This window comes from Gilliamella sp. B2838 (genome assembly GCF_026536185.1).
Lineage (GTDB): Bacteria > Pseudomonadota > Gammaproteobacteria > Enterobacterales > Orbaceae > Gilliamella.
Genome location: NZ_JAFNOO010000002.1, coordinates 332,306 through 346,816, shown reverse-complemented (window position 1 = coordinate 346,816; position 14,511 = coordinate 332,306). Strand labels below are relative to the sequence as shown.

Here is a 14,511-nt window from a genome sequence, read left to right as displayed (position 1 = left end):
GCCAAAAATAATTAAAAGATTAACGAATAATCGATCAAAAATAGTCGAGTAACTGATAAAGACTTGTCTCTAAAAGACAAAGGTTAATTGTTGAAACAGTACTTTATTCAATAGTTAGCAAAGTGACTTATTCCAATATCGGCTTGAATTTTATGACTTCAGGCTTTCTTAGCATAAAGAAATGACAATAAACATGAAAGTATGTTTCCGAAAGCCATAGATATAAAAATGCCATTTATTCCCATTTTTTCGACAAAGACTAAATATAGTCCTATAGAGAAATAATGATTATCTTAATATACAGGATAATTACCACAGGTAGGTGGGCTGTCGCTTGAAATAATGATCCAATTAGTACTTGTTTTCTGGCAAGATCAATTACGTTCACTATTGAAGTAAATAGTGGAAACAACCAAGGAAACAATAGTACATATAGTACTACAATGACGCTACAAAGTACCATTATTGCTCTTAAGCTTAGATTAAAAGCTCCTTTAATGCGATTAAGTTGATTACAGCCATAATTATTGCGAAATAAAGAGCGTCATTGCACCAGCAATAGCAATCATCAGAATAACTATAATTTAGTCAATTCGATCAATCAATGTCCATGCATTGATTGCATTTTTATCAAAGTTATTTGTGATCATTTTATTATATGCAACGATAATGAAATAAGTTGAGACTGTCATTAAAAACTGAAGATAATATTTATTTGAATTTTATTGTGGTTTAAGCATAGCTGCTATTTTTTATTTTATGAAAAAATTCAAATTGGTACATAATTTTTTGAGTATTTCTACGCTATTTATAGACTTAATGATTTGCTTAGTTTATAATCCAAATCCCCAAAATATTAAAATAATCAAAGGAAAACATAATGAAAAAAACATTAATTGCATTAACTGCTATTGCCTGTTTCTCAAGTGTAGCTTACGCTGAAAATAGTGGTGTTTATTTAGGTGGTCAATTAGGGGTTAGTATTCTAAAAGCAAAAAGCCTTCAAGATAAGTGGAAATACGATGATGGAGATGAAGTTGATACTGAAACATTTAAGACAGGTTCAATTTCTAAAGGAAAATTTGCTGGTGCATTGAACCTTGGTTATAACTTTAAATATGATTATGCAATTCCTGTCAGAGCTGAATTGTCTTTTACGTTACGTGGTAATTTAGATAAAGAAAAGAATAAGAGTATTATTGATGAAGATGGTGATGTTCTTCATTCTAAAGAAAGAACTAAAGCGCGTATGAATACGCTTATGGTGAATGGTTATTATGATATTGAGACTGGTACAGCATTTACACCTTTTGTTGGTGCAGGACTAGGGGTTGCGTTTGCTAAGTTAGATCATAAATATTCAGAAAAATATGATTTCGATAATGAAGAAGATTATATCCAATTTTCAAAATCAAAAACTAAGTTTGCTTGGAATGTTGCTGCTGGTGTAGCATATAATGTTGCTGATAATTTAGATATCGATTTCACTGCACGTTATGTCGATGCTGGTAAACTTTCTATAAAAAGAAACGTTGACGACGAATTAAGCGTAAAAGCAAGTGGTAAATTGAGTTCTGTCGATTTACTAGCAGGTATACGTTATAGCTTCTAATTAATTAGCAATAAGTTAAAAAAGGGCGTTAGCCCTTTTTTAGTGTTCAATTATTTTCTTTGCAATCAAGATGGTATAAGGTTACCCACGTCATATTATTTACATCTATTAATCCTATTCGCATTGACTAGAATATTGTGAATAAAATTCAAATTTCTATTCTTTATTGATTCCCTGATAATGTTAAGTATGGCTATGATGAGCATGAACTTTATTCATGCTATAAAGATTGATGTCAAATTAACAACTTAATTTTTAAAAATGTCAAAGATTTTTTTTATAAAAAAACAAAAAAGTCTTAGTGGTATATTCTAGTAAGGCAATTTTTTGAGGCGTATAATTTGAGACTCGTTAATCAACGTTCTAGTGAAAAATCAAGATGAAACTTAACATAATCATGGCGGCTTTAATGGTAACGAGTTTATCATGTGCTGCTGCCGAACATTCTTCACATTGGGGGTATGAAGGTGAAGATAAACCTGAAAATTGGGGAAAACTATCACCAGAATTTTCAACTTGTGAAAATGGCAAAAACCAATCACCTATCAACATTGAACACGTGTTCAAAACTCATCATGATAAACTTAAACTGGTATTCAAACCAGGTAAGCAAGAAATTATCAATAATGGTCACACTATTCAAGTTAATGTTGGTGAAGGTAATACTTTACAAATCGATAACGAAGTTTTCACCTTACAACAATTCCACTTTCATGCGCCAAGTGAAAATGAAATTAAGGGCAAACAGTTCCCAATGGAAGCACATTTTGTCTATAAAAATAAGAATGGTGAGTTAGCTGTGGTTGCACTGATGTTTAATAAAGGAAAAACGAATCCAGAATTAGCAAAAGCCTGGCAACAAATACCAACCGAAGTTGAAGCGACGGCAACGCTTACTCAGCCTGTTGATATAAAAGCTCTATTACCAAATAGGTTAGATTTTTATCGCTTTAGTGGTTCATTGACAACTCCTCCATGTACAGAAGGGGTAAGATGGATTGTGTTAGAACAAGAAAGCAGTGCATCGGCTGAGCAAATCGAAAAGTTCCACTCAATTATGCATCATGATAACAATCGACCAGTCCAACCATTAAATGGAAGGGTAATTGTTGATTAATGTCCAAATGGCTCTATCAAATGAATTTAGATAGAGCCTATTTTAACAAATTTTTTTCGATTCTATTATAAATAAACTTGTTAATTTTTTTTCATAATCGAAATTAAAAAAACAGAAATTACTTATAAATGCTTTGCAACCTCTCGGGCAACATCTAAAGCAATCTGATCCCAAGCATATTCTACCACAGAAGTCATATTTGCATCTTTTACACCACTATCATTTTGCTTGGTTGAAAACTCTTTAGTCTACGTTTTACCTGATAATTCAAATGTGAGATTTAAATATACACTAGCATTATCAATATTCGTCATGCCATAAGTAAATTTTGTTTTGGCATTATTAACAATTAGTCCAAGAACAATATAATTTATTTACTAATTTTAATGAATCACGGAAATTAATTGAGACTTCGACCCAGACGGGGGTTGAATTATTTTATAATAAATTGATTAATTGAATAAAAATAGTTTAATTTTTTGTAGACCAATTTAAGTGCTGATTAGGTTAATATTCGTAATATCTTTATTTTTTTACACAATGAAAAAAAACACGAAATCGTTTATTCTATAAAAAATGATGAGATTGATTAGGAAATAATGATGCAAATTTTTACAAATAAAAGTCAAAAATTGACTATCTTAAAAGAAAAACCATTCAAACTAGAAAAAGAGATCCAGTCATTATTTGAACATAATTTAGATATTATTGGTAATTTAACCTTTGTAAAATCTGAATTCAAAATTAAAGATTACCGCATTGATACTTTAGCTTATGATACTGAAGCGAATGCATTTGTTATTATTGAATATAAACGTGAACGTAATTTTAGTGTTATTGATCAGGGCGTGACCTACTTAAATCTTATGCTGGATTATCAGGCTGATTTTATTGTCGAGTATAATGAATCTTGCCAAGCGAATTTAAAACGTCATCAAATTGATTGGTCGCAAAGTAAAATTATTTTTGTTTCCCCTGCGTTTACTGACTATCAAAAACAATCGACTAACTTCAAAGATTTAGCCATAGAACTATGGGAAATTAAACGGTTTGATAATGACTTAATTTCGATTAACCCTATCAAACGTTCTAAGTCGGCACCAAGTATTAAACAAGTGCAACATACGAAAGATTCGGCATTAGATAAAGTAACCAAAGAGTTAGTTGTATATGATGAAGACTACCATTTAGAGGATAAATCAGATGACGTTCTAGAGCTTTATGAAAGCTTTAAGAATGCTATTTTAGCGTTATCGACAGATCTAGAAATCTCACCTAAAAAACTTTATATTGCATTTAAACAAGGTAAAAATAATATTGTCTCTATACACTTACAAAATAAATCATTAAAAATCTGGATTAATGCTAAAAAAGGCAATCTTGACGATCCTAAAAAATTAACAAAAGACGTTTCTAATGTTGGTCATTGGGCGACGGGGGATTATGAATTAACTGTGTCTGATACTAAAAATTTAGAATATATTATGAGTTTGGTGAAGCAGGTGTTGTAAGTATTTTGCTTGAATAGCAAAATACTTAATAATACGTTTAAACCTGCCAAAACTATCTTGAATAATCTTTTATTGATGACCAAAGTGAATTATTGTTTGCACGCTTCTAATCAATGCGGATATTAAACTTAGCAGATAAATTCAAGTCTGCTGAGTTTTTACATTACAAAAATAGTTTAGTGCAAGTTTATATCTTCTTGTATTAACTCACTGTATGAGTTGATATAATCAATCGCTATTTCTACCGCTTTTTTAGCAACCTCTAAAAGTTGTTCGGATGGTTTCCAGTGCTGAATAATAGAACCACCCGCATCTCGTTCAGCTTGCAATTGAACAATTGGTGAATTTAAAACTAAAGTTAAATAATTCGGTAAGAACTTATCATCTTTCCGTAATAGATATTAGATGGTTCTATTCACATTTTTTAATTCGCAATACCCGAATTTTCTTTCTATAACGAGAGGGCCAAATTCGTTTAGCCTCTATACCTAATGCATTGGCAATAATCAGTTCGCCTTTTGTCCATGGGCGAACAAGTGCGTTAGAGAGCGTTGAAGGTGCATAGCCAGATTGTCTAGATAACGCAGATAGCGTTGTTCCTTTCTTTTTCAATGCTGCAATAATATCGGCAGGATGCCAGTCTTTTTTGCTATTCATAACACCTCCTAAAATCATCAATTACATGAATTATTAATGTAAAACTTTAATTATGATTAAATTAAAATCAAAATTCAAGTTATACATGATTTATTAAGGCATTCCATTACGAAATTCAAATCGAAGAAGAGGATAATTATTAATCAAAACTATATAAGATGAGTAGCAATAATCATGATTGGTAAGCGATTAAAAATAGCTAGAATTAATGCAGATCTGACACAAACTGAACTTGGAGTGAAAGCAGGATTAGACGAAGAATCAGCAAGTTCCCGCATTAGTTCTTATGAAAATGAAGTTCATTCACCTGATTTTACTCTTGTAAAACGTCTCGCAAAAGTTCTTGATGTACCTAGCGCTTATTTTTATGCTGAAGACGATGAATTAGCCGATTTTATTATTCAATATAACAAGCTAAAAAAGCAAAAGCCTAATGCATTTGTGAGTTTAACGGCTTCATAATTGTGATGACATCAATTTATTTAGAACAATATCAGCTTGTTATTCATACACTGAAAGAAGCAAGAATTAAGCAAAACATAACCCAAGAAAAACTAGCACAAGCATTAAATCGGCCACAATCTTTTATTGCCAAGGTTGAAAGTGGAGAACGCCGTTTAGATGTGGTGGAGTTTGTACATATTGCTCGATTACTTTCACTCAATCCTGAGGCTGTAATTAAAAAGATTAAATAAAATGGCAATTATATACGGGTACATATGCTCATCAGCCTGTGATGATGAAGCTTTAGATAACTTTAATCGCTCTGTTTTACAACACCTTCCTCTTTATGGAGCCTATATTTGTCGGGATATGTTTGCTACGTTGCCGTATAACAATAAAGCACTTAGTAAATATTCACATATTATTCATTTTGCTGCTGAGTATAATGAGATGTAGGTTATGCCAGATGATTGGCTAGAAGAGTTTGAAAACTTATTAATGTTTTTATTTGCAATCCTTGCTGTTATTTCACCCAACTATTGGTACTTTTAAATTACGTTATACGTAGTATCGGATATATGTAAGATCTACGATTATTGTAACCTTAGGCAATTCATCTCAGAAGGCTGTATGAAGAATAAAAACAAATATCGTTCTATATTTTGCTTAAGATTGAAGCATATCAGACTTGAGCGTGGTTTATCGCAAAAAGAACTAGGTAAATTAGCTGGAATTGATGAATTTGTCGCAAGTACTCGTATTAATAGGTACGAACAAGGGGTTCATGAAGCAAGTTTAGATACTGCCGGAAGATTAGCTGAAGCTTTAGATATACCACTAGCTTATTTGTACGCGGAAGATGATAAATTGGCTGAAATGATTTTGAAATATGAAAATAACAATTCATTAATTAAACAGAATTAATTTATGTCTCAACAGAAAAAAAAGAATGCGAAAAATATATCAAATAAAAATTTAGGGACTTATCTTTCTATATTTTCCGTTATGATTTCTATTATAGCCGTATACTTTACTTTTCAACAAAACTCATTGACAAGAGAACATAACCGCCTTTCTGTTATTCCTCATATCAATTCATATTTTTCGGATAATAGGGATGAAGAGTTATTTGGTGTATATATAATCAATAATGGGTTAGGGACTGCAATAATTAAGGATTTAGAGGTTTTTGTTAATGGTAAGGAGATTATTGGAGATTCAGAGGTTAAATTTTATCTGGCTATCCAAAAGCTCGGTTTGGATGAAAGTTGTTTTTATATTTTGACACCAAGAAATGGTGACACAATGGCTATTAATGAAGAATTGGCATTGATAAAAATAAAAAATAGAGCACCTAAATGTGCTATTGCGCAAACATACCTTTTTCATAAAGGAATTAGCTTTAACTACATCATATATTATGAATCATTATATGGTGAAAAATTTAAATATACTTACTTAGATAATGAGCAGGTGAGACTGTAATATTTTAAAAAAGCTATAATAGGATAGAGCACTTAAGTTTTCATAAACCCGTTTCCCTCAACAAGTCATCAGCTCTTTACGCTTGTTTTAAATAGGTTGAACGATTATAGGCGCGCCTGACTTTATTTTTGTCGTTATGCGAGAGATTTTTATAAAAGCATGAACTCAATCTGAATTCTGTCTTGAAAGTTCATAATTAACCAAATAAGACCCCATCATGTTACTTTGTACAGTCACTAATGCTTGAGTATTATAATCAGAATATTTTTTATCATTAAAACAGAGAAAGAATCGTGATCTTGTATTTTGATGCTTTCATCACTGTAAATTAATTTTTGACCGCTCTTTCAAAATTCAACTTAGGTTACATTTATTGTTATCTGCGATTAATAGATCTTAATGGGGATTAATGATAGTAAAGAAAACTTTAAATCTTTTATTTATATTCAATGTATTTGCTATTTAAAAATATGACAGAAGATAGTTGGTGGAGCTGGCGGGAGTTGAACCCGCGTCCGAAATCTCTACATCCTTGGTACTACATGCGTAGTTTGTCTTTAAATTTCGCCTACCTGCTGCGGACAAACACGCTACCGATAGACTAGCTTGATTAAGTTTAATGCTTCCGCCCCAAGCAAGGCTTCCACACGATCTCGTTTGGGTTTGACTCCTCTTTATCCCCGTCCTACGAGCGGAGGCTAGGGAGAGAAGGCTCTATGCAGGTTATTAAGCTGCTAGTGCGTAGTTTTCGTCGTTTGCGACTATTTTTTTGCGGTTTATTTACGAGGCCTACCGCACCTCGGCATGCACCTTGGGTTTCGCAAATCCCGTCGAATCCAGAATCAGCCCCAATTGTGAATTGTTAATGTAAACAATATCGGGGCATTATAGGTCAATTCAATAGGGAATACAAGTTAACCAACTTCGGGGTTTACCCAGTTTTCGGTTGGTTTTTCATCTTTTAATGCGGCAATAATATTATCGACTGCACATTTTGCCATTGCGTAGCGAGTTTCAACTGTTGCTGATCCTACATGTGGTGATAATAAAACATTATCAAGCTGCATGAGTGGTGAAGTTGTTGGTAGGGGTTCGACTTCAAATACATCAAGGCCAGCAGCTTTGATCGTTTTATTTTTTAATGCTTCAATTAATGCTTGCTCATCTACAATTGCTCCTCTCGCACCATTAATTAATATGGCTGATGGTTTCATTAAAGCTAATTTTTGTTTAGTAATGAGTCGTTTGGTTTGGTCGGTTAATGGCAGAATAATCACCACAAAATCTGCTTGGCTAAGCACGTCATCAAGTTCTAGGCGCTTAGCTTGATAAGCTTGTTCTACATCGGGATGGGCTGAGCGGTTATAGTAAATGACATTCATATCAAAGCCACAGTGTGCGCGTTTAGCAATCGCTTTACCAATTCGACCCATCCCTAAAATACCAATGGTTTTACCATAAATATCTGTGCCAAAATATTCAGGTGTAATGCTCTTGGTCCATTTTCCATCATGAATTAGATTGGATAACTCTACCGTTCGGCGTGCGGTCGCCATTAATAGTGTAAAAATAAGGTCAGCGGTGCTTTCGGTCAATACTTTCGGGGTATTCATTAATCGAACACCATGCTTTTTTAAAGCACTAAGATCATAGTTATCGTAACCAACCGAAATTGTTGCTGCTGCTTTTAATTTTGGCGTTTGGGTTAAAAATTCATCATCAATGCGTGTTGGCATATTAGAACCTATCATACCGTCGGCACTTGCTAATGCTTGAATAAAGGCTTTTGTATCGGTATTAGGATTACGTTCAAATAGCGTGAGATTAAAAGCTTGCTCTAATCTAGCTTGTTGATCAGCAGGAATTTTACTAAATAATACAACATTCTTTTTCATAAACTCTCCTTACGTGCTGCTTGAATTGTTTTAGCCAGTATATCGCTAGTCACTTTTATTGTGCAATTGATTGACTTAAAAAGTTAATTTGTAAAGAATTTTAATCTTAGAGATGTGTTTAAGCAAAAAAATGGTTTTGCACTCACATTTTATTTTGAATAATAACCGAATGCAGCTTGATTAAAAAAAGATGAGGTATAGTAATTATATCGAAATATTAATAAGTAACAGGCAAGCAAAGCCGTTAAATAGTTAATACAAGAATAAGTAATCGATAATCGTTCAAAAAATAAAATAAATAACATTAAGAATTTATATTGCCAGCCACTATGAAAATAATCTGATTGATTTGCTACTGATCATAATAACGCTGTAAAGTTATTGTTGATAAAAAAGTAAGATTATTTGACTTATTTTTGTACTAACACAAAAAATTTTTTTTAAAAAATTAAAAAAATATTTATTATAAATCAATTAGATATGAATTTATTTCATAAAAAACTAAAATTATTTGAAATTAAATTGAACTTTTTGTTGTTTAGCTTGTCTATATCTACAGATTACATTTTTTCATTTTTTGCCCTCCACTCGAGTTTTCGGGTGGATTTTTTTTATCTGTTGTTTTTTGTCAAACGATCTTTTCAAATTTTAGCTTCTCATTGATTGTTACTATCAAATTACAGTAAAAAAATTGCGCTTCACTCGGTAGGAAGATAATATTCATTATCGGCTATTGAAATGGTATTGTTTTTTCTGCTATCAAGTCCTGCCCACTAATACTTAATTATAAAGTGACCAAACTTAAGATAATCATGTACACTTTGATAGCTTTTTATTGATATAAGTAGAGAGATTTTTATGTTCGTTACCAAAAAAACACAAGGACACCTAATTGCCTTGATGACAATCTTTATTTGGGGAAGTACGTTTATTGCAACAAAAGTATTATTGGTCAATTTTAAACCCATTGAGATTTTGTTTTATCGATTTTGTCTTGGCTATGTCATGCTTTGGGTTTTAGCCCCGCGTTTGTTAGTTTGGCAGGGTATTAAGCGAGAATTAATGTTTTTATGTGCTGGATTTTGCGGAGTAACATGTTACTTTCTATGTGAAAATATAGCGTTAACTTATACCAATGCCTCGAATGTTGGGGTTATCACGACCTTAGCTCCCGTATTTACAGCGTTTTTATCGATATTCTTTTTAAAAACAGAAAGGCCACCTCGACGTTTTTATATTGGTTGTTTGTTTGCTATTTTTGGGGTTGCATTGATTAGCTTTAATGGTAAATATGTGCTTTCTCTTAATCCTTTAGGTGATATTCTTGCTGTTGCAGCTTGTTTATTTTGGGCTTGCTATTCTATTTTAACCAAAAAAAGCAGTAATTATGGTTACAATACCATTTTATTGACTAGGCGTTTTTTCTTTTATGGCTTACTACTGATGATACCGGCTTTATCTATTTTTGACTTTAAGTTTGGGTTAGAACGGTTTAGCCAAATGACTAATTTACTTAATATACTATTTTTGGGTGTTGGCGCATCAGCAATTTGTTTTGTATCTTGGAATTATGCAGTGAAATTAGTTGGCGCTGTTAAAATTAGTATTTATCTGTATTTATTGCCAATTTTGACCATTCTTGCTGCGGTTATGATTTTACATGAACCGTTTACTTTAATTGCTGCATTCGGCACCTTACTGACACTTATTGGTGTGTTATTGTCTGAAGGTAGAATAAAAATTAAAAAGCGATGACTTAACTCTATGAGTTATATTCAAAAGGGGCTATTGCCCCTTTATTGTTAATTATTGTACTCGCTTATCAATAGCATCCATAATGATTTGACCAAGATGTTCATAATTTTCATCAAAATGATGCCCACCAGGCAATTGAAATGCTTCACCTTTCATTTCAGGCTGTAGACAGCCGGTATCCTCTTTTTCTTCCTCTCCATAGATGCAAAATAGTTTATTGGCTGGAATCTGTGCAACTTCTGGTGCGGTTTTCATTTCGTCACCCGATTGTCCTAGCCATCCACTGACTTCAATTTCAAAATTAGCATCTTTTGAAAAAGCTATCATAACTAGCGCTTGGACACTTTTTTGATCTTGCGGTGATAGTCGGTTATAGAGTGCAGGTAAAATATCCCCACCAAAAGAGTAACCAGCTAAAACGAATTGAGTTGTTCCCCATTTGTCTCGATATTGTTGCATTAAATAGCTCAAATCTTTCGCGCTACGTTCAACTGAACGATGCTGCCAAAACAGTTTTAATGCATCGACGCCAACTACCGCATACCCATGCAAAGCCATATATTCAGCCGAAACTTTATCAAGATCACGCCAACCACCATCACCAGAATAATAAAGTGTAATGGTTTTAGGGTGGATCTCTTTGCTTCTGGCGGGTAATTCTATAACAGGTAATTGTTCATGCTCACCAAATAAAATAGATGATAAGTGTAAACTCAGTAGTTCAGTTGGCGAAGCTTGGTATTCACCGATTGACGTTGTAACATGAATATTTTTTTGTTCCCGAGGAAAAACAGCAACATCATCATCCGGTGGATTATTCCAAATCACTTGCCAACTACCATGGCTGGCTTGTGCCGGTAATGGTGCATCGCAATCTTTGTGATCTAAGGTAAATTCAATTGATAATGCTTTGGCGTCATCACTTTGTTGTTCTGTTAACCATCTATAAGCAAAGGCTGCACCTTCTTCCATGCCTGCGACAGCAAAATTCTTTTCTTTGAGAATTTTTTTAGCTTGTTTAAAACGTGCTTGCTGCTCACTACAACTGGCAGAGGGCTTTAATTCAAACTGGACAAGTTTAGCGCCCATTTTTTCTGACAAGTCTAACAATTGTTGTTCAGTAAAATGATTTTTGGGTGTAGCAACAATAATTGCGGCTGCTTCAGCTGAGCGTTTTGGGGCTGCTGATAGAATGGAATACTCATTATTGATTGTTACGGTCTTAACTGATGCACTTTCTTGATTTTTTATAAAATACCAGCCGAGTATAATCAGTATTAATAGCGTAATAAATAATAAAGCATAGCGTATAAATTTTTTCATATTAATTATTTTTATTCTTTTTTAAACCTGTAATACCACCAGAAATAAGCATAGTAGTATCAATTAAAGCAACTAATGGATCAAGCCCAGCGGGAACGGCCATATAACGCGGCTCCCAATGCGTTGCAAACTTTTCTTTAAAGCGACGTAAACCTTGAAAGTTATAAAAACGTCCACCTCGTCTAAACACGAGTGCACCTAGCCTTTGAATTAATGGGGCGCCGCGTCGCCTTTGCATACCAGCCAAGGGTACCATACCTAGACTAAAGTACTTAAACCCTCTTTCTTGATAATGCAAAATTAAGCCCACCATTAAAAATTCCATCGTTAATTTGGGAATATCTTGTATGACCCGCATTAAATCGATACTGGCCGAATAGTGTTGATCGGTCTCGAGTAAATTAACAAAAGCAATGATGCGTCCTTGGTATTCAATGACTGCTATCGTAAAATTATCCAGATATTGCTTAGAAAAAGACCCTAATGAAAATCTTTTTTCCTTTGAATGTTTATTTTTAAGCCAAGCATCCGAAACCGCTTTTAGTTCATCAAGCGGCGCTGTTCCTGGTGGATAAAATTTGAGTGATAGTCCATCACGTTGCCCTCGATTCCAAGTATAACGAAGATCTTTATAACCTTTTGATGTTAAATCAAAGATTTTTAAATTGACTAATGCTTCTTCACCAAGTTTTACTGTACGTAAACCAATATCCATATAAAAAGGTAAATTAGCTGCTTTGACTTGATAAAAAACAGGGCGAAGATGGTGTTCATCACACAGATCACGAAATGACCAAATTAAGTCAGCTCTATCAGCAATATCACCAATCGGGTCAAATAAGGCAACCATACTTCGGCCGCGTCTTGCATACATAATAAAGGCGGTTTGTTCTTGGTTGAACAAGAGTGATTTATCTCCACTCATTGCTAAGCCGCCTTCAGGCTGTTTTGAATTTAAAATGATTTGATAAGCTTTATTAAGTTGTTCTGTTTCTGGTTTAGTTAAAATTGGTAACGCTGGTCTGAATAACCAAATTAACATAATCGAACTTAACAAAATAAAACTGCCTAAGGCTGCACGTAATGCTCGTGGTACTCGGCTATCTAATTCAAACTGCCACCATAGATCTTGGCTATAGGGTACATCTTGATAAATAAATAAAATAAGCCAAACAAAAAGCGCAATCAGACAAAAACAGATGGCAAAAGATTTGAAAGAAAAGGGGATAACACTAAGTCGGCTTTTTCGATAAAAAGCATGCCTAAAATTAATGAGTAATATTGCAATAACTAATAACGTTATGGCTTCTATCCAATGTAGGCCTCTTAACACCGAGCAGAGGCTACCAATCAAGAGTAAAACAACGGTAATTGCCCACGCTGAATAAAGACGTCGGCGTAAACCCATTGCAAGTAATAAACATAAAACGCCAATCAAACTCGCACTTAGATGAGCTATATTGATAATTTTATTCGGAATAAATTCATCAACAAAACGATGATTAAAACCAGGAATGATGCTAGAAAACATCATCACTACACCGGCAAAAAATACCGCAGCAGCCATGATAGAAGCCGCAATTCCCGTTTCAGTTTGCTTGACTTGTGATGAAGTTAAATAATGCTTTCCTTCATTGATTAACAGCAAAATACCAGCAGGGATAAGCGGGATTAAAATATAAATAATACGATAAATGACTAATGCGACAGTTAAAGATGCTGCACCAATTTGAGATGAAAATGCAGCGAGCATAATTGCTTCAAATACGCCTACCCCTCCTGGTACATGACTTAATACACCAGCAACTAATGCTAAAATGTAAATCATAATAAAGGTAATAAAATTTGGATGAGAAGGTAATAGAAAGTAAAGAATCGCCCCTGCTAAGACAGCATCAAAGAAGGTAATAATAAATTGGCTTGAAGCCAAACGTAAGTTTGGTAAACGAATAGACCATCTTGCAATTTTAAATAAGCGAGTATCTTTATTAGGCCTGTCCGATAAACGATTGCAGTATAAGAAAATAAATAATCCAACATAAAAACAAAATAGCATGCTTGCTATCAATATCACGCCATTTTCAGATAAGTGCAAAGCAACCATAGCATTATGTGGATGAATTAATGCCGCCGCTGCTGCCAGTAATGGTAGCGTAAAGCCTAAAGAGAGTGTAACAAAAATCGACATTCTTGCCACATCAATCGTTGTTAGTCCATATTTGAAGTATAAACGACAACGAACTGCGCCCCCTGATAACGCCGATAAACCTATTGCATTACCAATAGCTGAAGCACAAATTCCACCTAAAACAATAATAGAAGGCTTTAGATTTACGCCTGCATAACGCGCGGCTGACCATTCATAGCAAATTAACATTAAATAGCTACCAATAGCCGATAAACAAGCAAATAAAATAGCTTGCGGTGAGAGTTGGTGAACGGCTAATTTTAAATCATCAAGATTAATTTCTTTTAATAGATGCCAGCAAACAATCAAAGCAATAAAAAAGATGGATAATCCAAATAATAAAGCTAGGAATTGGCGATAGCGAGTGAAGTATTCTATCAATTGCCAAGGCAAAACTTTACGCGCTGATATTTTCACGTGAGCAACTCCGATATTTGCTTTATAAATTTTTGATTTGCGCATTCTACCTTTCAAGTTTGTTGAAAACAATCATCCCAAAATAAAAAAAATATAAAAAAAACATT

14 protein-coding genes and 1 other RNA gene are annotated in these 14,511 nt (G+C 33.6%); 9 read left to right on the top strand and 6 right to left on the bottom strand.

Features of this window, described 5'->3' with window-relative positions; all coding sequences use genetic code 11:
- Positions 1 to 880 precede the first annotated feature (880 nt).
- The 3 genes from J3U63_RS03460 to J3U63_RS03450 all read left to right on the top strand — a co-directional run bounded on the left by J3U63_RS03460 (position 881) and on the right by J3U63_RS03450 (position 4,240).
- Positions 881 to 1,612, top strand: coding sequence for an outer membrane protein (locus tag J3U63_RS03460; protein ID WP_267343678.1), 732 nt, complete (start codon positions 881 to 883; stop codon positions 1,610 to 1,612).
- A 379-nt stretch (positions 1,613 to 1,991) separates the two neighbouring features.
- Positions 1,992 to 2,729, top strand: a complete 738-nt coding sequence (locus tag J3U63_RS03455; RefSeq protein WP_267333784.1) for a carbonic anhydrase — start codon at positions 1,992 to 1,994, stop codon at positions 2,727 to 2,729.
- A gap of 602 nt (positions 2,730 to 3,331) precedes the next feature.
- Complete coding sequence (locus tag J3U63_RS03450; protein ID WP_267370436.1) at positions 3,332 to 4,240, top strand: DUF5655 domain-containing protein; 909 nt, start codon at positions 3,332 to 3,334, stop codon at positions 4,238 to 4,240.
- A 176-nt stretch (positions 4,241 to 4,416) separates the two neighbouring features.
- On the opposite strand, the gene J3U63_RS03445 is transcribed toward J3U63_RS03450, so the two are convergent.
- Both J3U63_RS03445 and J3U63_RS03440 read right to left on the bottom strand, forming a co-directional pair.
- A complete protein-coding gene (locus J3U63_RS03445) occupies positions 4,417 to 4,569 on the bottom strand; it encodes a hypothetical protein (protein WP_267370434.1) in 153 nt (50 codons plus the stop codon).
- 82 nt (positions 4,570 to 4,651) lie between these two features.
- Positions 4,652 to 4,897, bottom strand: coding sequence for a helix-turn-helix domain-containing protein (locus tag J3U63_RS03440; RefSeq protein WP_267333779.1), 246 nt, complete (start codon positions 4,895 to 4,897; stop codon positions 4,652 to 4,654).
- A gap of 174 nt (positions 4,898 to 5,071) precedes the next feature.
- Between J3U63_RS03440 and J3U63_RS03435 the strand changes: the two genes are divergently transcribed.
- The 5 genes from J3U63_RS03435 (at position 5,072) to J3U63_RS03415 (ending at position 6,826) form a co-directional block, all read left to right on the top strand.
- Positions 5,072 to 5,359, top strand: a complete 288-nt coding sequence (locus tag J3U63_RS03435; RefSeq protein ID WP_065563680.1) for a helix-turn-helix domain-containing protein — start codon at positions 5,072 to 5,074, stop codon at positions 5,357 to 5,359.
- Between the two features lie 5 nt (positions 5,360 to 5,364).
- The gene (locus J3U63_RS03430; protein ID WP_267333778.1) at positions 5,365 to 5,592 is read left to right on the top strand and encodes a helix-turn-helix domain-containing protein; all 228 of its coding nucleotides are present in this window, start codon (positions 5,365 to 5,367) and stop codon (positions 5,590 to 5,592) included.
- A gap of 1 nt (position 5,593) precedes the next feature.
- Positions 5,594 to 5,797: a hypothetical protein gene (locus J3U63_RS03425; protein WP_267370433.1), complete on the top strand. Its 204-nt coding sequence runs from the start codon at positions 5,594 to 5,596 to the stop codon at positions 5,795 to 5,797.
- Between the two features lie 174 nt (positions 5,798 to 5,971).
- Positions 5,972 to 6,265 carry a helix-turn-helix domain-containing protein gene (locus J3U63_RS03420; protein WP_267333776.1) on the top strand — a complete coding sequence of 98 codons (294 nt, stop codon included), beginning with the start codon at positions 5,972 to 5,974 and terminating at the stop codon, positions 6,263 to 6,265.
- 3 nt (positions 6,266 to 6,268) lie between these two features.
- A complete protein-coding gene (locus J3U63_RS03415; RefSeq protein ID WP_220679143.1) occupies positions 6,269 to 6,826 on the top strand; it encodes a hypothetical protein in 558 nt (185 codons plus the stop codon).
- 485 nt (positions 6,827 to 7,311) lie between these two features.
- Here J3U63_RS03415 and ssrA read toward each other — a convergent pair.
- Both ssrA and J3U63_RS03405 read right to left on the bottom strand, forming a co-directional pair.
- Positions 7,312 to 7,676, bottom strand: a transfer-messenger RNA (tmRNA) gene (ssrA, locus tag J3U63_RS03410).
- A gap of 64 nt (positions 7,677 to 7,740) precedes the next feature.
- Complete coding sequence (locus tag J3U63_RS03405) at positions 7,741 to 8,721, bottom strand: 2-hydroxyacid dehydrogenase (RefSeq protein WP_267348386.1); 981 nt, start codon at positions 8,719 to 8,721, stop codon at positions 7,741 to 7,743.
- 858 nt (positions 8,722 to 9,579) lie between these two features.
- Between J3U63_RS03405 and J3U63_RS03400 the strand changes: the two genes are divergently transcribed.
- Complete coding sequence (locus J3U63_RS03400) at positions 9,580 to 10,476, top strand: DMT family transporter (RefSeq protein ID WP_267333774.1); 897 nt, start codon at positions 9,580 to 9,582, stop codon at positions 10,474 to 10,476.
- A 51-nt stretch (positions 10,477 to 10,527) separates the two neighbouring features.
- Here the strand turns inward: J3U63_RS03400 and J3U63_RS03395 are convergent, their stop codons facing one another.
- Together J3U63_RS03395 and mprF are read right to left on the bottom strand one after the other, a co-directional pair.
- Positions 10,528 to 11,799 carry a virulence factor family protein gene (locus J3U63_RS03395; RefSeq protein WP_267348384.1) on the bottom strand — a complete coding sequence of 424 codons (1,272 nt, stop codon included), beginning with the start codon at positions 11,797 to 11,799 and terminating at the stop codon, positions 10,528 to 10,530.
- Between the two features lies 1 nt (position 11,800).
- Positions 11,801 to 14,449 (bottom strand): bifunctional lysylphosphatidylglycerol flippase/synthetase MprF, encoded by a 2,649-nt coding sequence (gene mprF / locus J3U63_RS03390; RefSeq protein WP_416379726.1) that lies wholly within the window; start codon positions 14,447 to 14,449, stop codon positions 11,801 to 11,803.
- Positions 14,450 to 14,511 lie beyond the last annotated feature (62 nt).